General features: G+C 60.7%; 16 protein-coding genes and 1 pseudogene. 2 read left to right on the top strand and 15 right to left on the bottom strand.

The genetic code is table 11. The features are described from left to right. Positions 1 to 231: 231 nt before the first annotated feature. The 15 genes and pseudogenes from BLQ75_RS21260 to BLQ75_RS21195 form a co-directional block, all read right to left on the bottom strand. Entirely contained in the window at positions 232 to 1,503 is a 1,272-nt protein-coding gene (locus BLQ75_RS21260; RefSeq protein WP_425286479.1) for an ATP-grasp domain-containing protein, read from the bottom strand. Between the two features lie 489 nt (positions 1,504 to 1,992). Continuing rightward, positions 1,993 to 3,243, bottom strand: a complete 1,251-nt coding sequence (ectB, locus tag BLQ75_RS21255) for a diaminobutyrate--2-oxoglutarate transaminase (RefSeq protein ID WP_092604447.1) — start codon at positions 3,241 to 3,243, stop codon at positions 1,993 to 1,995. A gap of 83 nt (positions 3,244 to 3,326) precedes the next feature. Further along, a complete protein-coding gene (locus tag BLQ75_RS21250; RefSeq protein WP_211481528.1) occupies positions 3,327 to 4,226 on the bottom strand; it encodes a hypothetical protein in 900 nt (299 codons plus the stop codon). A gap of 323 nt (positions 4,227 to 4,549) precedes the next feature. Further along, on the bottom strand, positions 4,550 to 5,851 hold the full coding sequence (locus tag BLQ75_RS21245; protein ID WP_092604446.1) for a lysine N(6)-hydroxylase/L-ornithine N(5)-oxygenase family protein: 1,302 nt from the start codon (positions 5,849 to 5,851) through the stop codon (positions 4,550 to 4,552). A gap of 160 nt (positions 5,852 to 6,011) precedes the next feature. Continuing rightward, positions 6,012 to 7,082, bottom strand: coding sequence for an NAD(P)/FAD-dependent oxidoreductase (locus BLQ75_RS21240; protein ID WP_211481527.1), 1,071 nt, complete (start codon positions 7,080 to 7,082; stop codon positions 6,012 to 6,014). 50 nt (positions 7,083 to 7,132) lie between these two features. Continuing rightward, on the bottom strand, positions 7,133 to 9,106 hold the full coding sequence (locus BLQ75_RS21235) for a class I tRNA ligase family protein (protein WP_092604445.1): 1,974 nt from the start codon (positions 9,104 to 9,106) through the stop codon (positions 7,133 to 7,135). Between the two features lie 58 nt (positions 9,107 to 9,164). After that, on the bottom strand, positions 9,165 to 9,704 hold the full coding sequence (locus BLQ75_RS24805) for a DUF3291 domain-containing protein (protein ID WP_092604444.1): 540 nt from the start codon (positions 9,702 to 9,704) through the stop codon (positions 9,165 to 9,167). A 71-nt stretch (positions 9,705 to 9,775) separates the two neighbouring features. Beyond that, complete coding sequence (locus tag BLQ75_RS21225; protein WP_092604491.1) at positions 9,776 to 11,032, bottom strand: NAD(P)/FAD-dependent oxidoreductase; 1,257 nt, start codon at positions 11,030 to 11,032, stop codon at positions 9,776 to 9,778. A gap of 66 nt (positions 11,033 to 11,098) precedes the next feature. Continuing rightward, entirely contained in the window at positions 11,099 to 11,440 is a 342-nt protein-coding gene (locus BLQ75_RS24800; RefSeq protein ID WP_425286478.1) for a rhodanese-like domain-containing protein, read from the bottom strand. Between the two features lie 267 nt (positions 11,441 to 11,707). Further along, positions 11,708 to 11,818 (bottom strand): annotated as a pseudogene (locus BLQ75_RS24795) (rhodanese-like domain-containing protein); the annotation flags it as partial. A 2-nt stretch (positions 11,819 to 11,820) separates the two neighbouring features. Continuing rightward, on the bottom strand, positions 11,821 to 13,455 hold the full coding sequence (locus BLQ75_RS21215) for an AMP-binding protein (protein WP_092604442.1): 1,635 nt from the start codon (positions 13,453 to 13,455) through the stop codon (positions 11,821 to 11,823). Between the two features lie 2 nt (positions 13,456 to 13,457). Further along, positions 13,458 to 14,369, bottom strand: coding sequence for an alpha/beta hydrolase fold domain-containing protein (locus BLQ75_RS21210; protein WP_211481526.1), 912 nt, complete (start codon positions 14,367 to 14,369; stop codon positions 13,458 to 13,460). Next, a complete protein-coding gene (locus BLQ75_RS21205; RefSeq protein WP_092604441.1) occupies positions 14,362 to 16,011 on the bottom strand; it encodes an amino acid adenylation domain-containing protein in 1,650 nt (549 codons plus the stop codon). Before BLQ75_RS21205 ends, BLQ75_RS21210 begins: the two co-directional genes overlap by 8 nt. Further along, entirely contained in the window at positions 16,008 to 16,481 is a 474-nt protein-coding gene (locus BLQ75_RS21200) for a GNAT family N-acetyltransferase (protein ID WP_092604440.1), read from the bottom strand. Before BLQ75_RS21200 ends, BLQ75_RS21205 begins: the two co-directional genes overlap by 4 nt. Then, positions 16,478 to 16,957 carry a hypothetical protein gene (locus BLQ75_RS21195; RefSeq protein ID WP_092604439.1) on the bottom strand — a complete coding sequence of 160 codons (480 nt, stop codon included), beginning with the start codon at positions 16,955 to 16,957 and terminating at the stop codon, positions 16,478 to 16,480. The genes BLQ75_RS21200 and BLQ75_RS21195 overlap by 4 nt, the downstream gene beginning before the upstream one ends. Before the next feature lie 589 nt (positions 16,958 to 17,546). Here BLQ75_RS21195 and BLQ75_RS21190 point away from each other — a divergent pair. Together BLQ75_RS21190 and BLQ75_RS24790 are read left to right on the top strand one after the other, a co-directional pair. Then, complete coding sequence (locus tag BLQ75_RS21190; protein ID WP_211481525.1) at positions 17,547 to 18,743, top strand: MDR family MFS transporter; 1,197 nt, start codon at positions 17,547 to 17,549, stop codon at positions 18,741 to 18,743. Positions 18,744 to 18,989: 246 nt separating this feature from the next. Further along, entirely contained in the window at positions 18,990 to 19,187 is a 198-nt protein-coding gene (locus BLQ75_RS24790) for a pyridoxamine 5'-phosphate oxidase family protein (protein ID WP_170837612.1), read from the top strand. Positions 19,188 to 19,302 lie beyond the last annotated feature (115 nt).

The following is a 19,302-nucleotide window of genomic DNA, read 5'->3' as shown; positions in this document are numbered from 1 at the left end:
ACACCCTCGACGTTCTCCTCGACAGCGCAACCGGCCCCGATCAGCAGTGAGAACCCACCGCTCCCCGACCACACGGAGCCCGCCCCCATGCCCCCTTCTCCCGCAGCTCCCGGGAAAAACGGTCGATCACCCAGCTCGAGTCGTGGAAGGACCTCCGTGAGATCCACAGTTCACGAAAACAGGCAACTCACCTGATCAAGGCCGCCAGCGTGCTTACCGAACCAGCTGAAATCAAGTTGAAAAGAGCTCAGCTTCTCGGTCGATCACCAACTCGACCTGATCCGCGTAAGCGCTTACATTGCTGTCAGGCTCCGCATCCCATGGCAGATCGACGATCACGGACGCAGAACGCCCGCTCGAGTCGTTCAAAGGACCAAGCTCCGCTCCCCGTGGAAGTCCGACCATGACCGACGCACACCGAGCCGGCGCGTTGGCGCTGGATGGCGCTACGGTCGGCCAGTATCCGTCATCGGCTATCCACGACACCGTCTGCCCCTCGCACCGAACATCCGTTAGACGCCCCGGGCTGTGCTCAATGAAGTGCTGCACAGCTCGTCGGGTCGGCACTGGGTACTCCGGCCTCACCCCGAGAGCGAGGTCTACGATTGCCGGTTCGAGAGGCTGCCCGGTGGCAAGGTGCCAAAGCATGGTAATTGCATCCCCGGGAAGGCGGGCCGCTACCTCCATCAACACCGGTTGCCCGCCACACATTCGAAACTCGGCGTGTGTGATGCCGCTCTCGAACCTCAAGTCCTTCAGAATTGCGGCATTCGCCGCCACGAGCGCTTCACGCTGGGAAGGTGGGAGGTCAGCAGGACTGGTATGACCGACCTCTGTGAAGTATCGACTACTTGCCTCGTTGGTCATCTTGGCGGTGACGCCGCTCCACAGCAGCTCACCGTTGTGAACCAGGGCCTCGACCGAAAACTCCGGCCCGGTAACTAGCTCCTCCACCAAAATCGTCTCGTCTGGCTTGTAAGCGGTCAGCGCAGCTCGAAGCTGTGAGTCGTCCGAGACCCGGACGACCCCTGAGCTGAACATTCGGCCCGCTGGCTTGACGACGCACGGGTACACGCTGGACGCTGCGGTGTCCCGCTCGTGAGGAGCGAAAGCACGCCACGATGGACCGTAGTCACGCAAGATGACCCGCTGCATTACCTTGTCCCGACACACCCGCGACGCCCAGGATCCGGGGCCAGGCAGGCCCAGTGCCTCGGACAAGGCCCCGGCAGGATCAACGAAGACTTCGCCGCTGCAGATGACACCACTTACGTCGAAGTCCCTGAGCCAATCCTGCACCGATGCCAGTACACCGGAAACCCCGGCGTCCGGAAGCTGACGGACAGCCGCGATCCGGGACAGCGGGTGCGTGTTGTCCTCCATGTGGCTGGTCAATTTCGCCAGATCGGTGGTCGGTCCTACGATGACAAGTGGAGCCAACCCACGTTCTGCAATGTCAGTGATCAGACGGTGCTGACGCGCCAAAGCCGCCAAGTCACTCATGACAATTACGGCGGATGAGCGGTCACTGTAATAATTCAACAGGATTCCTCCAGTTCGACGCCACCCGATGCGGCTACGATGCCGTGGGGATGTGGCGCACCTCATGCCCAATCGGCTTCAAGCGCCACACCTACATCAACACAATAAATACAAGAGCGAATCAAAAAATATCCAACCGAACCTCCCACCTTTCCGACCATTGGGTTTCCATTCTGAATCGCTCCATGTCTACTAACCCCCCGTAGCGTGGCGCCTACTGTGCAGTATCAGCTTAACATTACGGTATTCAGTGGTCCGCACGCCACGATCCACACTTCCAATATAGGCACATACAGTCAGCCTGAACATGATTCCGTTCGGCCGACTCTCTCCCACGCAGACATCGAATACTCACCGGGCTGCCACCAAACCAGAAATACATTACCTTCTCGTGCTTCGGAGGATGCGTCGAAATGTTCTCGACCGGATCCGACCGATAAGAGCACTCCTTCAATCGGCGACGGCTGAGCTCATCGACTCCTGCAGAACAGAAATCCCCTCGGCCAAGTTTTCGTCTGTGGTGGTCAGGGGTGGCATAAGCTTAACCACCTCGTCACTGGAACCGGCCGTCTCCACAAGGAGCCCTCGGGTAAATGCCATGTCAGCGACCTTCCTGGCCATGTGCGGATCCCGGAAAGCCAGACCCCATACCAGGCCGCGACCGCGCAAGGCAGCTACGTGCGCCGCGTGCCGGTCGGCGAGTTCGCCAAGGCGCTGCTCAAACAAGTGGCCCCGTTCCTCTGTCTGTTTCTCCAGGGCGCTGTCCGCCCAGAATTCCCGCAGGGTGGCGGCCGCCGTAGCAAAGGCTGGGTTGTTGCCGCGGAACGTACCGTTGTGCTCTCCAGGCTGCCAGACGTCCAGTTCAGTCCGGAACAGTGTAAGGGACATCGGCAAACCATAGCCGCTGATCGACTTGGACAAGCAGACAATGTCTGGGGTGATCCCGGCAACTTCGAAGCTAAAGAATGGGCCTGTCCGACCGCATCCCATTTGTACATCGTCGATGATCAAGAGGATGCCTCGACGACGGCACAACTCCGCGAGATCAGCGAGCCAGCTCGGGCTGGCCGGGTTCACACCTCCCTCACCTTGCACCGTCTCCACGATGACGGCTGCTGGGAGATTCAATCCGCTGCTGCTATCGGAAAGCATGCTGTCCAACAACTTCAGCCCGGACATCCGATCTTCAGCGAACCCGTCGTAGGGGATGGACCAGGTGTGTTCAAGTGGCACACCGGCGCTCGCACGCTTGGCACGGTTACCGGTAACAGCAAGGGCTCCTAACGACATCCCGTGGAAGCCACCGGTGAAAGCGACGACTGTCTGACGCCCAGTCACCTTACGAGCCAGCTTGAGCGCGGCCTCAACACTATTGGTGCCGGTGGGACCGGGGAACTGGACTCGGTAATCCAGTCCGCGAGGGTCGAGCACCCGCGCCGAGAACTCGGTGAGAAAGTCTTCCTTAGCGTTAGTCGACATGTCGAGGCCATGGGTGACGCCGTCCTGCTCGATGTAGTCGAGCAGCGCCCGCTTGAGCACGGGGTGGTTGTGACCGTAGTTCAGCGCGCTTGCGCCCGCAAAGAAATCCAGGTACGCACGCCCGTCGCGGTCGAATATATGGCTGCCGCGCGCCCCCTCAAAGACAACGGGCCAGTTCCTGCAATAGCTGCGCACTTCGGATTCGATGGCGGACAAACTCATGAGTATTCTCCTCAGAGATGAGCTGGAACAGTAAATCAGTAAGGACAATCAGAGGTCATCGGTGTGGGAACAGCTTCCACTACTCAGACACCGAACAGAAACGGCACGGCGGGGGCCGCCAGGAACACAAGCACCGATAGGATCACCGCCGCGAAGCACCGAAGGAACGGCCCGCCACAGCGCACGGCGGCGAGAGCGGCCAGGCCGTAGCCGATCAGCGCGGCAGCGGCTGGCCCAAGCAGCAGCAGGGGGACGGCGCCATCGCGAGCCCCCACCCAGACGAACGCACAGCAAGCGGCACCGACGACCGCCACGACTGCCTTGGCAGGCCCTCGTTCAGCCGAGCGCCGCCCACTGCCGTACAGCCGCTGCGCGATCCGTGCGGCGGTGCGAAGGTTGGTCCAGCAGTAGGAGGTCAGTACGATAGCCGTCACTCCGGCAAGCCCCCAGTTCAGCGGCGCCGAGAGCTGCTCAGGTACGACCGCCGCTCCGGCACTTAGCCGCAAGAGAGACGCCAACCCTAGATAGACGACAGCCACGCAGGTCACTCCTAGAGCGACACCTATGGTGATGCGCCGCAGATTGGTAACGCCAGCTGGAACAACGTTGGTGACCGATTCCCAACCGACACCGGCGAAAAACAACGCCGCGAGCGCCAACCACTGAGCAGCATCGGGAGAGAGCCCCGATGGCGCCAGGGGTGTTGGTGATCCCATCGCCGGTACAGCAGGCCAGCCCGATATAACGCAGGCCAGCGCTAGGACTCCGGTGCCCCAGCGACGCATTCGGAGCACCGTGTCCGATGGCTTGATCGGACTGAGCGCCGCCAGCACAGCCACCGCGAGCACGCCGAGCGCGAGCAGCAAAGCCGCTGTCCCCGGCCGCGGCAACGAACCGGTGGAAGCCGTGAGCAGGCAAGCGGAGACGAACCAGGCTATCGCCGCCTGCCCGGCCGCGAAGGCGATGGTAAAGGCACCGTCCACCACCCGCTCCGCCCACGGACCCAGCAGGGCCCCAACGGCACCCGCCAATGAGTTCGATCGACCCCTCGCACGAACCAGGCCGGCTAGCATGAAGCAAACCAATCCACCAAGTAGGATGTGGGCCGACCAGACGAGGATGCTGTGCTGACCCGTCAGCGCCTCAACAACAGGAGGCATGAGCACCATCCCGGCGCCCAGGACAGCCCGAGATACATGGGAACCGATCTCCAGCTCCGGCTTCCGCGCCGTTCGGCCCCCGGTATCTGTTCCCTGCCCACCCGGCGCGAGAATCCGGCCAGAAGCAGAGTTTTCCACTCCATCCATCACGGAAGTCGCTTCCTGAGACTGTCCGCGATGGTCCCGGCTCGGAGTGACAACAAGCTGAATGAGCCGGCATCGCCAATGCCATGGCTCGATTCGCACAGACCGTTCAGGAAGAGCGCGGGCGTATCAGGATGCTTCGATTGAACTTCGTAGTCCGGCCCGACGGCCAAATGGCCATGGCTGTCGAAGGCAAAGTCATCGGCGATTTCGCGCATGAGGGCGGGGACATGCTCCTGATGAGCGGCTGGCCCGAGATCGCGGAATCCTGTAGCCAGGACGACGAAGTCGGACTCATACTCCTCGAACTCCCCGGTATTCAGCTCCTCGACACTGAGCCGAACACCGGTTTCACGGACATCGAGGCCGCGGACCTGACGACTGCCCCTGACGAACACTCTTTGGTCACCGTCCAAACGCTGTTCGTAGATGAGCCGGTACAGTTCACGAAGTACATCGCCGTCGGCTGACGAATAATTCGTCAGCCGTGTGAACGAATCGATGACTTCTTTTCGCTCACGGGGAGCGTGATAATAGTAGTCGGTGAATCCAGGAAAGTACCCTTCCTCGCTGAATGGACTGGCATCCTTCTCACGGAGTGTCAGCGACCGCACCAGAGTGTTCACCTTGGCTCGAGGGAAGCGCCGCGCGAGGTCGAGTGTGAGCTCGACCGCGCTCTGACTACCTCCGATGACCGTCACCGCACGCGGTGACCGTTCGTCCTGTCGGACCACGCCCGATTCCTCCAGCTGTTGAAGGGCCGGCAGATACCGTGTCAGATGAAAGACGCGGGGCGAGTCCACCGCGTTGAACGGCTCCGGGATGAAGGGGGTACGCCCGGTGCCCATCACGAGAGAGCGGGCCAAGAGAGTTTCGCCAGTTGAGGTGGTGACAGTGTATTGTGGCCTGCCATCAGTATCTCGGTCTAGAGCTATGCCGATAACTTCCACGCCGTAGTCCACCAGTCGACTGAAATGATCGGCCGCCCAAGTGACGTACTGTGCGTACTCCTTTCGTAATGGGAACTCCATCGGGACATTAAGGTGCTCGATCAACCATCCGTTTTCAAAGAGGTAATTGATGAAGCTGTAACGACTGCGCGGATTGCGCAGCGACACCAGGTCGCGCACAGGATGGTTCTGAATGTCCGACCCATCGAGCATCATCGCACTCTGCCAGGAGGGTCCCGGCCTGGCTTCCAGGAAGCGCACGTCGAGATCGTATCCCTCTTCCTCGAGGGCGATTGCCAGAGCCAGATTGGCCGGACCAAATCCAATACCCAGAACGTCGTGGCAGCGGGTCATAGTTCTCCCTAGATGGAAGGCGAGCATGAATAGTCGAATCCAGTTGAAGGCGCCTAGGATCTGCGGCCTCGTGCAGAAAACGTCGTACGTTCGGTTGTTGAGTACGGTCTTTCCAGACAAGTGGGAAGACCACGGCCTTCCGTTGCCGGGTCGACGACTGTCAGCGGATATCGGAACAGACGTCAGCCACGACCGCGGCGGCGATGCGGTGGCCCGCCGCCGGCGCCGTCTTGACACCCCCACCGTTCCAACTCCGGACGGACCACACGTGCGGCACGTCAGTGGCCTCCAGCAGACCGGACACCGGTTCTACTTCCTTCGGTGTGCCGTAGGCGTCCGCGGCGCGGACCGTACTGACGTACGGAGCCGTCGCGAGCCATGGGAAATGAGCGGTGAGCGCGGAAACGGTGGCCTGCGCGTGCGCGGGGTCCGGTTGCGAGTCGAACGGAGCGTCCCAGACGAGGTGTGGCATGCCGATAAGCGTCCGGTCCAGCCCAACAGGTTTGGCGTATAGACCGGTGCGCAGGTCGACGAATGTCGAGTGGGGCGATGCAGGCGGGCGACGCTCGACGATGCTCACCTGGATCGACCGCGACCGCACTGGCGAAGCTGGGCGCAAGCCGGGCACCGGATGCGCTGCCCAGGGCCCCACCGCCGAAACGACGGCTCCGGCTTGGACGACACCCCTGTCCGTCAGCACCTCCGGACGTCCACCGCGTTCCTCCACCCCCTGTACGCGCATTCCGCAGCCGATAACAGCACCGTCGGCGACCGCTTGTTCCAGCCAATCCGCCGTGACCTCCGTCGGCGCCACCCAGCCTGCAGCCGGCTCGACCAGCGCGACGCCGCCGGCCAGTCGCGCGCCCGCCATTTCGGCATGCCCCGCCACCACGTGTGCCGAGGTGCGAAGCGCACCGTTGATCCGTTCGGCGGCTTCTCGCAGGGCAGCTTCCTCGGCGGGGTCGGCCACGGTCACCGCGCCGACCGAGTGCAGCGGAGCCCGCCCCGACGTCCATCGTCCGGCGTCCCGATATGCGGCTAGGCTCAACTGTGCCAACTCTGCGATCGCGGGGTCGGGATCGTAGGCCCGAACCATACCGCCGGAGCGGCCGGTGGCTCCGGCGCTCGGCTGCGACGCCTGCTCCAGCACGAGGACAGACACACCCCAGTGTGCGAGATGGTGCGCGACGGCGGCGCCGGTGATGCCGGCGCCCACCACCACCACGTCCACACGGGTGGGTATGTCCCCACCGCGCCAGGACGCTCCCGTACCAATCTGGCTCACGACCGCCCGCTCTCATCGCCGACAGCCACTGGCGCGAAGCTGGGTGCGGGCGACATACACTGGGTCCCCGAAGGCAGGAAGGCCCAGTCGGCCTCGCGAACTGGCTGTGCCGGAAGACCCAACCAGTCCCAGACCCGCTGGGACAGCTCAGGCGTGACCGGCCAGGCCAGTGCAGCGAAAACCTTGGCAGCCAGATACTCCAGCGCCAGACTTGTTCGCGTCTCCTCCGCCAGTGACGGAACCTTGCGCATCACTTCCTCAGTAGCTCGGAACTCGGTGCAGCGGGTCACAAAACATTCCAGCAAGTCGATGTAGCCGCGTGCACTGAACGACTCCGGCAACAGCAGACCGTCGAACTGACGAGTGGCCATGTTGAGGTACCGGTAGAACTCACGGTGTGCGTCTGTCCAGGCACCGGTACCGGGCACCAAGCCATCGGTTCGTTCGGTCAGCTCCGAGAAGCCGCTCAGCCACTCCCGCGAATTCCGATAGAGCGGATCCTCCGTGAGCTGGTCGGCACGCTCCTGAGTGATTCGAGTGACTCGCCCCTCCGGGGCGTTGCGCAGCAGGGCCAGGCGTACAACATCAGCCCCTACCGCGTCGAGAACCCCGTCGGCCCAGACCACGTGGCCCCGGCTGGTGGAGAACTTCTCATCGTCCAAGTGCAGGAACTGGTTGGTGACGAACGCGGCCGGCAACTGCTCGGCGAGTCCTACGGCGAAGGCCAAGACCGGGAGAAGAACCGCATAATAGAAGCTGTTGTCCCAGCCGAGAAAGAGCGTGATCTTCGCGGGTCCATTGTGCTCGGACTCGTTGTGGGCGGCGTTCAGGAAAGTGAGCGCGAGGTCCACCCACGCGTCGACACTCTGGCCCTCCCCCAGGGAAACGCCCCAGTCGGTGGATCGGGCGAGCCTGTACGATGGTAGCCCCTCATCCAACAGCCGCTCGACCAGGGTCTGCAAATCGGGTGAGGTGTAGGAGTCCTGCAGGTAATTCCGAAGCTGCTCCGCATAGGCATTGAGATCCAGCCACAGCGCCCGCTCCGAACGGGTCTCCGCCGAGGTCCCGCAGATCCGACACCGCAAGTCATCGAGCTCCCGCGCCTCATTGGGGCGGCCGCAGGACTCACAGATCTCGCCATCACTGGACTCGCTGCAATGCGGGCAGTACCCGTGGGCGAAGGCTTGGTGCAGCGACAGGTCACACGTCGGGCAATAAGCCGTCTCGCGCTCCTCTTCCTTCACCGCGGGTGAAGAGGCCACGCGGGCGAACAGTTCACGAATACGGTCGGTGTGCTCCGGATCGCCGACCGGACGGGTAAGCAGGTCGCAACCGACGCTGGCCGCGCGCAGGGTCGTCACGATGGCGTCACCTTCGGCCGTTGCCAACTCAGCCGCGTTCGTACTGCGCAGTCGAGCGGCAGCGGCAATATGAGACTGGTGGTCGTCGGTACCGGTGACAAAGCGGGCGTCTCGGCCCATGCTGCGTAGCGCACGCACCAACATATCGGCCCTGACGTACGGGCCCGCAAGGTGACCCAAGTGCAGCCCACCATTGGGCGTCGGCGGAGGGCAGAACACCAGTGTTCGCTCAGCCAGTTGGTTGCGCGGGGGAGCTTGGTCGAGCGCGGCGACTGCGCTGGGAATGTGCTCCCAATAGATAGAAACGATGTCGAACGAATCGTCGGATTCGTTGCGGATCTCATGGAAGCCGAAGGGCGACAGGTGGACGACCTCGCCCGGTCCTAGCTCGCGTTCGTCGTCTTCGAGCACAACGACGGCTCTACCGGCCAGGACGATGAACATCTCACCGTCCTGGTGGGCGTGTCTCTTCGAGACGGTGTGCGCCGGAACGCTGCCAAAGACGGAACCGAACGGAAGCCCCTCGATGTCAGCCGCAGAAAGCATGGACTGCAGGTACATATCGTATGACCAGTTCATCGCCGACCGGTCAAAGGCACGCGTGATCAAAGCGATCCCCTAGATAGTGTGAAATGGACGAGATGACCTGTCGTCAGTCATCGATCACTCAATTCTCGGACTTCCCGCGCAGCCGAGTCGGAGTGCCGTCAGCAGCGAAGGGTTTACGAAACGAGAACGCAAATGGAGTCGGGCCGTGGTCATGCAGATACTCCAGTCGTCTGCAGGCGTCCGACCAAGTGGGGATAGTGTCGTCGGAGACCCACCAAGCCGCGTAAGTCGGCCACTCGGGTTTCAGGAACCACTCGTGCCGCCTCCTCAGAGTCGACCGATGTAGTCCACTATAGACAAAAGAAACAACGGAGTCCAGGTCGACCCACAGTGACAGGGTAGAGGCCCGGCTGTCGGTCTCGTTGGTTCGACCACCCGTGTAGAAGCGTGGGACGTCGAACTTCCCCCAGTCCCCCCAGTCTCGCTCGAAGTTGGTCAGGTGCTCCTGACCAGGTATCTCTTTCGCCCGAGCAATGAATCCCGGGCTTCGCTCCGCCTCCTCGAACGTGGGCGGTGTAAGATCGTCAAACTCCTGAACCTCAGGGTTCCCGTACGGTTTCTTCAATATCGCGAAAGTTGTGAACGCGACGCGTGACATAGGTATTTTCTTCCCTGTTTCGTTGATTTGGCCGCCCAGACTTCCCCTGTTTTTCCTCGGACAGATCGTACCTATTTCCGCACGGCACCCACACCTCGAGTCATAAGACCACGCATAAAAGCCCGCTGAAATTCTTCGGGAAGTACCATACGGCCAGTCAGAGCCAGGTACTTCTGACTCAGTTCTTGACTTTCACAGATAGTCTCGAACATTCGTTTACGGGACGCCTGATCCTTATCGACGAGGGAGTCTCCACAGATTCCCTCGACATGCGGTAGGACAGTGGATTCGAACCGCTGACGATAGTCATCCATTGCCTCGCGGAAACTGGCCCCGCCCAGAGATCGGTCGGCCAGCGAGCGAGCCAGCAGATCCGCAGAAAGCAACGCAAATCCACACCCGACACCGCTCATGGGGTCCAGGGACAGAGCAGCATCACCGACGAATGGGACGGACCCCAGCACCGGCTGGCGAAGCTGGCTCGGGTAATCGCTGTACCCCAACAGAGGTGACTCCGGGACCGCGTTGGCCACTGACGGCGCCTGGTCCAGGCCGTCGAAGTACTTCAGGAACTCCTGGAGCCGACCTTCCGGGCCATGCCAGGATTCGACCCGGGATTTCTCAGCGAAAAGGACGAGCTCTGTTCTGCCGTCGATGAGCGGATACGTGCAGGCCAGGTCCCTGTCATTCATGACAAATATCGATCGGTTCCCCTCAGGAGCCTCGATACCCGTGAAATACCCAAAGAGAGCCGCTCGCTCATTCGGACGGCTTTCGGTTGGATTTCCCAGCAACCGGGCCAACCGTGACCGGTGTCCATCCGCACCCACCACCATCCGGGCACGGTAAAGTTGGGATCCGTTCCGGCTGCGGGTGTCGAGAGTCCAGCCCGAATCGTCTTCCTCGAGGCTCTCCACACTGGTGCCCTCGATATACTCGACGCCCTGCCGCTGGGCGGCGGCGCGTATGGCAGGGTCCAGAATCCGCCGTTCCAGATTGAGCGCATAAGAACCCGGCTGTTCGGGGTCGTAGTCACTGCCCGGCGTCTCGACCACGCCTCCTGGCGTGATGAAAACTGCCTTGGTGGCCACCGACCAGGCGGGCTCACAAAGGTGGTCCAGTCCCAGTCCAGCCAAGAGCGGCACCGTATGGGGCTGCACGAAGTGAGTGCACAGCTTTTTGTAAGACTGCTCGGCCATGACCTTCTTCTCGAAGACCGCGACTCTATACCCCATTTTGCTGAGGTGAATCGCAATGGCGCAGCCGGCGAGACTTCCCCCCACCACCGCGACGTCGACCGACGAATCATCATACTTCTGAGTGTTCACAGAGTGACTACCATCCATTTTCTTGGGCTAACTCTCTGCATTACTTCCGCACTCACGTCGCGTCGACTAACCGGCGCATCCGCATTCGGCGTTGTGGACATGCTCCTGAACGGCTTTGCCTTCGGTTGGATGTCCGTCTCGTTTCCACCAGTCAAGCCCGCCGATAAGTTCCTTGACCCGGAATCCTGCGGTCGCTAGCTTGACGGCAGTCTTGGTGGAGGCATTGCACCCAATTCCATCGCAATAGGCGACATACAACGGTGTTTTGGAGAGAGCAGCCAACGATTCCTGGGAGATCGAGCGGTGTGGGATGCTGACCGCACCGGGGATATGTTCGGCCTCGTAGGACTCGCTGCTGCGGCCATCAATAACGACCACATCCCGGCCCTCCGCCAGGGCATCCCTCAGATCCGCGGAATCAGTCTCATAGGCAAGCTTCGCCTGGTAGTAGGCGAGCTGGTCACTCTGTCCCTCGGACTGGTCACTCGCCCTCGAGGACTCGCCGGACCGGTCAGTCTCTCCCGATGACGCGTCCGGCTCCCCCACGAACCGATCGGCGATGGCGTACAGGTCGCCGAGGGTACTCGGAGTTACCAGCGAGTCCGCGTGCTGGCCCAGGTCGACGCCGCAGTCCTCCAGGAGTGTAACCAGGACATTGACAGTCAAGAGGGAGTCCAGACCGAGGGTGTTCAGCTCCGTATCGTCGGACAGCGAAGAAAGCTCCACCGACTTACCCAGCGCTTCCTCCAGGTACCCGGCGACCTTGTCCTTAACAACTACACGCATTCTTACACCTCATCAATGATCTCTAGGGAACCATCGGACGACACTACGAAATAGTTTGAGTTCGATTGCTGAGCTACTTTTGTGAGCTGTTGAAGCACTTTTCGGTCGTCGCGTTTTTCGGTGGATTTATCCGATGTCGCGGGCGACCAGACCATCAGGGTCGGGCACATGTACTCGGGCAGTATTCCGCGCAGGTGGTCCGCCACATTAGTAACGACCTGCCGCTTCGCCGACTCGACTACCAGGGCGACCAGGTCACGATTGTCACGCTGAACCACGGACGTCAGGATCCGGTCAACGCCGGAACAGTTCGAGGCGGCCCGGTAAACCTCACTCAGGTGAGTACGACGTCCGGCCAGCCAGGCGATGCACTCGTCGTCGTGCTGATGAAACACAATGTTGCCATCACCATCGTAACTGCAGATGTCCCCAGTCCTGAAGAAGCGGGTTCCATCCATCTCGACAACAAGCCGGGCAGTTTCCTCGGGCTGGTCAAAATAGCCGCGCATTACTTGTACTCCGCCCACCCAGAGCTCACCCTGCGCACCGGAATCGTGAATTTCAACTCCATTTCGGATGATCTTCGCCTGCATTCCCCGCAGTGGCCGGCCGACAGGACAAGCCGCCATGCGTTCCGCTTCCTCGCGCTCGATCTCGTAAGTAAAACTGAAGATCGTCGCCTCTGGCGGGCCGAACGCCTGGACAATTCTGGTATCCGGCATTCCCCGGGTCCAGACTTGCAATACGCCCGGATCACAGACCTGGGCGCCCGTCATCACGAGCTCCAGACTGGGCAACTTTGTCCGGCTGATCTGCCGCCCGTCGCCTGTAATCATGTTCAGGAGCATCGTGACCGCGATCAGATGCGTGATTTCCTTACGGGCGATCACGGATCGTATCACGGCGCCAGCCGAGAGACTACGGAACTGATAGACGAAGGCTCCCAGTGACAATGGGAGCAGGGTGTCCTCGAGCGAAACGTCGAAATGGAACGGAGTCATGCTCAGTACGCGTGACTCCGGGGTGATCCTGAGTATCTCGTTGTGGTTGCCGAAGTAGGCGAGTAGGTTGGCGACGCTGATCTCAGCTCCCTGCGGCTCACCAGTCGCGCCAGAGGCAAAAACGATGTAGGCGGCCTCATCCGGCCGACGCGCCACAGTGGCATGGCTTACCGCCGGTCCGGACAGAATCTCAGCCAGTTGCTCCTTGCCCAACCGACGGCCGACGGGAGAGCCGAGCTCCTGGTCGCCCAGCGTGATGACTACCATCGGCTGAAGCCGTTTGAGCAGTCCCAGAAGCCGGTTATTCGGCTCTGTCGAATCAAGAGGGACGTAGACGGCACCGCATTTCCAGATTGCGACGGCGAGCACGGGCATGACAGCGCGCTTCTCTGCCAGGACCGCTACGCGATCCCCCGCACCGACCCCCTGCTCGGTCAACCAGGCTGCAACAGTCTGAGCGCTCTGCTCGAGCTGGGCGAACGTGTAGTTGACCTCTCCGTCATCGATCGCGAGGCAGTCCGGCCATTTGAGCGACGGAGCCGCCAACAGGTCGCCAAGAGCAGGTGGCGTGCTGCTCTTGGCGGCAGGATCGATCGACCACGGTGGTAGTGCTACAGGATCGGCATCAGCGGCCATGCTTAACTCTGTCCTTTCATCGGAAACGCAGTCCTGACGATTTCTGCCACGGCCCTCCTAGCCGAATTCAGTTGTCCGGCATACAGGCAGAAGTCATGTGGAAGATCCGGGAAGTGCTGGTGCCGCAAGTCGATCGACCGATCGGCCATGTGCTCCGCCCATACGAGTCCCTCATCACGGAGCACATCGCAGCCAGCCGTTACGATCGAGCAGTCCGGAAGCCTGGACAGATCGCTCCCCTGAAGGGCCATCGGATCGAAGTCGCGGGCCAAGAAGAAAGGGGTTATTATCGACTTGAAGAATCGCATGCTGTCGCGGTCGAGAAAGTGGCCCTCTCCGTAAGTACGGTAGGATTCACGCTCCGTCCGCAGGTCCAGTACCGGATAAATCAACACTATACGTGAGAAGATCTCGGGTAAGATCCGCAGGCTGATGTAGAGCGCGAGCAATCCGCCAACGCTGTCCCCGGCGAGGACCAACTGACGATCCGTCCAGCCGCGACACCGTGCCGTGATATGTTGGGCCAACTGCTCAACCGACTGCTCGACAGTGTGCTCCGGGGCTTTTAGGTAATCGAAAGCGTCCACGGGCGCTTGGAGAGCCTCGGCCAGCATACACAGGAATGGTCGGAAGACCGCAGTCGAATAGTAGACCATCCCACCGCCGTGGATGTATAGGACGCAAGGGCTGTCCACGGACTCCTGTGTCGGTCGGATGACGACCGAGTGCTCGCCGCTGTCGACCCACGTGCCAGCGTCTGCCTCGGCCCCACTTCCGAAGCGAGCGATCCAGCGTGCAGCGTTGTCGCGATCTTCCACATATGAACCAGTGGACGTTGGCACCGCCATGATCTTTCGAGCCATGGCCAGACGGCCGAACTCCTCGTTCAGGCCCCACGTTTCCATGTCAGGCATGGCTCTCCTCGACGGTCTCAATGTCACCGTCTGATGTGAATGCGAAGTGGGTCGCACTCGCCTCTCGTGTCACTTCAGAGAGCCGCTGCAGTAGCAGTTTCTCGTTCGTCTTGCCCGTCGACGACACAGTGAGTTCGGGTGACCAGGCGACGACGGTCGGGCGCATGTACTCGGGCAGCACTTCCACTAACCGCTTCTCGACACCCGCCACTACCATCCTGTCTCGAGCCACCACCACGAGCGCGATCACGTCGTGATCGCGCCGCGGGACGATCCCGGCGGCTGCCCGTTCCACGCCCGGACAACCCAGTGCGGCCTGCTGAACCTCGCCCAGGTGGATGCGGCGGCCGGCCAGCTTTACCTCGTCGTCGTTCCGGCCATGGAAAACGATGTTGCCGTCCTCGTCATAGCTGCACATGTCGCCCGTGCGGTAGTAGCGGACGCCATTCACCTCGACCACACGGCGGGCGGTTTCCTCTGGTTGGTCGAAGTAGCCGCGCATCACCTGCTCGCCACCAATCCAGAGCTCACCGATCTGACCCTGTGTGTGGACCTCGGTATCGTCCTCCACTATTCGTGCTGCTACACCCCGCAGGGGGCGACCGATCGGGTACGAGCTCAACCGCTCAGAGTGGACTCGCTCGATTTCATGGGCGACACAGACGATCGTCGCTTCGGTCGGTCCGTAGACATTGATGACGCGAACCTCGGGGAGGCTATTCTTCCAGGCATTGATGACGTCCGGATCGCAAACCTCCGCGCCCGTCATCACCATCTCCAGTTCCGGGAAGTTCTCTCTATTGATCTGTTTCCCATCCTCTGTGATCAGCGTGAGTAATGTCGACACCGCGATCAGGTGCGTAATTCGCTCGCGCATGATGACAGCACGCATGATGGCACCGGCATGCACACCCCGAAACTGGTGCACGAAGGCCCCAAGAGACAAGGGCAGCAACGTATCCTCAATCGATACATCGAAGTGAAACGGCGACAAACTGAATACGCGCGATTCCGGCGTGAACCGAAGTACCCTATTGTGGTTTCCGAAATATGCCACCAGGTTGGCGGCGGTGATCTCGACTCCCTTGGGCTCTCCGGTAGATCCTGACGTGAAGATAATGTAGGCGGTGTCATCGGGCCGGTGTGCCACTGTCCGCTGGTCCGGAGCTGAACCCGACAGAATATTGTCCAGTTGCATCCGGTCAACCCAATAAGCATCGTCGAGCAATGGGTCTCGGTTGTCCAGCGCGACCACTACACGCGCCCGCAATCGACTGAGTAGACCACGTAAACGCGTGCCGGGCTGCGTACCATCGAGCGGCACGTAGACGGCACCGCATTTCCATATGCCGATTGCCAGGGCGGGCATGATCGTACTTTTTTCAGCTAGAATCGCAACACGATCCCCCGGAGCGACCCCTTTCTCGATCAGCCAGCCCGCCAGTGTCCGCGCCTGCTGCTCCAATTCGTCAAAAGTGAGTCCACCTCGTCCGTCGTGGAGCGCCAGTCGATCCGGCCAATTGCTCGCCGCCGCATGGACAAGGTCCCCGAGCGCCGGAGCTGGGCCGGACTGGTCGACCGGGTCGATCGACCACGGCGGCAGTGGAGTCGGTGAGCCTGTCCGTACCGAATGCTTCGTCACGAAACGCCACGCATCCCAACATCGTAGTGGAAGCGGATCTTGTGTTTGGCTTCGGCGCCCATACGTCGGTAGAAGCCGATGCCGAGTTCGTTATCTGTGGGTGTTTGCCACTCGGCCCATCCACATCCTTCGGCAGCCGAAAACTCCCGCAATCGGTCGAGAAACATACGCCCGATCCCCATACCGCGGTACCCGTCTCGAAGAAAAAGACAGTCCATATAAGCGAACCGTTCAGCGCTCCACGTGGCGAAATCAGTCGTTACGGTCATGAAGCCACACGGCTTCCCGCAGTCCAGCGCCATCCATCCATGTAGTGACGGTCTTCCCTCGAACAGTGCCGAACGCCACCGCTCGACCTGCCCGTTCTCATGGAATTCCGCCCCCTCGTACGCCGCGTGCTCACGACACAATTCCAGCAGCCCGTCCAGCTGACCCGGTTCGATCGGTTGGACCTTGATTTCGTGACTCACACCCACCCCGAGAAGGTCGTATCCAGGTACGCGTCGAGTGACGTCTTGTCGAGCTGACCATGTGTCAGCACGGTGTTGACCCAGGCATCGCGCTCGAACTTGATGACCTCGAGCTCCCAGACACAGGCGATCAAATCTTGCTGGGCCAACGGGACGAACGTTGTATTCCCGTCGGCGTCGATCACCGAGCCACGCACCCAGTGCTTGAGCATGTCGGCGTCATACCACTGGCTCAGCAACAGGTAGGCATCCTCCATCCCGTAGTGCAGGATCAGAAAGCCAACTTCGTGGTCCCTCCCATGTGGGGGCAACTCACTCAACACCGAGGCCACGCTCTCTCGGAGCCATTCCATATCCGGCAGGACCGCGGAATCATGCGGATTCGCGAACATCGTGTACGTCTTCCATACACGACCACGCACCTCCACCGGCGAGAGCGTTCTCACCAGGCGCGGTGAGTAAGTCAACGGGTTCATCCGACGGTGCTCCCCATCTGCAGACCGTGTGCCGTCGTTGTCATGCGCACTTCGTCTCCGCCCTCAGATCGCGACTACCAGGTAGGGCCTTCAACGGTCCAGGAACCATCGACTAGCCCCCAGTCGCCTTCACCAGCTGCATTCAATGACATCAACCAGACTCAATTTCTGGCAGTCACATCGACACCCCGGAGAAAGCTCTCGTGATCATGGAAGCACGGGCCGTAGCCATACGCAACCATCAGGCAGAGTCAACCCCGCAAAAGTGTTCTCGATCACAAATATACCTACAAACGAGCGAATCCAAGAATCCACAGGTCAACGCAAATCCACCGTCCTACCGGCCGTACATCGCACCACCATTCGGAGCATTCTGAACAGATCTTCCCGGGGCAACCCCACTACAGTAAAAACGACAAAAGTATAGAAATTCACATTTTCCCAGTGTTGTCTCCCCACCTCCATCTGGTCACCAGGAGACAGGTGCCGTAGCATCCTTCTTGATCAACATCGTTACGACTGAGGGGCATGCATGTGTTTCAGGCCACTGACTAGGGCGCAGGCGTCTCTGGTCGCGACTTTCGGAGGCTTGCCGAGCGGCTTCTGGTGGCTCTGGGCCGCTCAGCTGATCAACCGCGCGTGCGGCTTTGTGATGCCACTACTCGCGTTCTACGTCACCGATGAACTACACCTCGATGCGGCCTTCGCAGGCACCGTCGTAGCCGCGACTGGCATCGGGTCGCTCGCAGCGGGGCCACTCGGCGGAATTCTGGCCGACCGATACGGCCACAAGCCAACGCTTGTCGGTGCGCAGGTCGCTACCGGTGTAAGCATGACTGTGCTCGCCTACGCTTACTCGCCGTGGGCCCTGTTGCTCGGAGCTTTCGCTGTCGGCCTAGCCAACAACGCCACACGACCCGCGCATAACGCACTCATCTCGGATACGGTTCCCTCAGCCAACCAGAGCAGAGCCTACGCGCTGAACTTCTGGGCAATTAACATCGGATACTCCGTGGCCATGCTCTCGGTCGGTATCGTTTCTTACACCGGATACACCGCACTTTTCTGGCTCAACGCTGCTACGATCATGATCAGTGCCATATTAATCGGCATCGGAGTCCCAGGACGCCGCCCGACAGGATCGCAAAATCCCTCCGAGAAGAGTGAAGGATTCAGCGTAGTCCTTCGCGATCGATCCTTCATAGCGTTCGTCGTCGCAGAATTTCTGGTACTCACGATCCTTTTCCAGAACGAAAGCGGCTTGCCGATCGCAATGGTTCAGGACGGGTTTTCTCCTAATACGTTCGGACAGGTGGCCGCGCTCAACGGAATCGTAATCGCCGTCTTGCAGCTTCCACTCACCCGGATCTACACACGGTTTCCGGAGTCGTGGGTGCTCGCCGGTTCCTCAGCACTGATCGGGATCGGCTACTCCATCCTCCCGTTGGGCGACTCCGCTTGGATCTACGGACTCTCTGTCATAGTGTGGACCCTCGGCGAGATCGGCAACACACCGACAAGCTTCGCAATCGTGGCCCGCATCTCGCCAGAACACCTGCGCGGTCGTTATCAAGGTGCTTATCAACTGGCATGGACGGGATCTTTGGTGGTGGCACCCCTGCTGGGTGGATGGGTGATCCACTCCTGGGGGGTCGATCCACTCTGGATCGGCTGTCTGACAGTCGGCCTGGTAGCGGCAGGGGCACAGCTAGGCATTGGCACACGCCTCAGCCGGCGCGCCGAAAATGAGAGTCCTGGCCAGTCGGACCCTGCAGAAGTCAGCTGAGCATCGCTCTTTGTGCTCGTCCCAGCAGTGCGACTCGGGAACGTGACCAGCGTGGCTTGCATAGTTGCCCCTCTCAAATAGAGGTCAGTAATCGACCGGACAGCAACTCGCTTCAAACCGAAAGGAATTGCGGTGACCACAACAAACCACCACCTGCCGTCAACCGAACAAACTCGAGTTCGCCGAAATCCTGAACGCAGCCGACCCCAGTTGTCCGACTTCCTGTAAATAACCGGTTCGACGTTCGTGTACCACTCCGTTGTTACCACTGACCACCAACCAATCGTGCTCCCTACCGCATACGACCTCATCGGAGATATCCTGTACCTGCATGGATCGACTGGAAACCGAATCCTGCGGATGGTTACGGACCAATCGGGCCGTGCAACGATCACCGCTGCGACGGGCTCGTGTTGGCACGATCGATACATGAGCACTCAATGAACTGCAAGAATGCCATCTTGGAGCCCCTAACGTATTTGGTTGGGGAGTCGGCGCCGGCGGGTGAGGCTGGTGGGCAGGGTGTGGAAGTCGTGGTGGAGGTCGGTGCGGCGTTGTC

The sequence above is a fragment of the Actinopolyspora xinjiangensis genome, from assembly GCF_900104475.1.
Taxonomy (GTDB): Bacteria; Actinomycetota; Actinomycetes; order Mycobacteriales; family Pseudonocardiaceae; genus Actinopolyspora; species Actinopolyspora xinjiangensis.
The sequence above is the reverse complement of the archived record's forward strand: the minus strand, read 5'-3'. Positions and strand labels throughout refer to the sequence as shown.

Coding starts and splice junctions, on each gene's coding strand:
- ectB (WP_092604447.1), bottom strand. CDS start 3,243: ATGAGTTTGTCCGCCATCGAATCCGAAGTGCGCAGCTATTGCAGGAAC.
- BLQ75_RS21195 (WP_092604439.1), bottom strand. CDS start 16,957: ATGAACCCGTTGACTTACTCACCGCGCCTGGTGAGAACGCTCTCGCCG.
- BLQ75_RS21245 (WP_092604446.1), bottom strand. CDS start 5,851: ATGACCCGCTGCCACGACGTTCTGGGTATTGGATTTGGTCCGGCCAAT.
- BLQ75_RS24805 (WP_092604444.1), bottom strand. CDS start 9,704: ATGTCACGCGTCGCGTTCACAACTTTCGCGATATTGAAGAAACCGTAC.
- BLQ75_RS21210 (WP_211481526.1), bottom strand. CDS start 14,369: ATGCCTGACATGGAAACGTGGGGCCTGAACGAGGAGTTCGGCCGTCTG.
- BLQ75_RS21260 (WP_425286479.1), bottom strand. CDS start 1,503: ATGAGTGACTTGGCGGCTTTGGCGCGTCAGCACCGTCTGATCACTGAC.
- BLQ75_RS21215 (WP_092604442.1), bottom strand. CDS start 13,455: ATGGCCGCTGATGCCGATCCTGTAGCACTACCACCGTGGTCGATCGAT.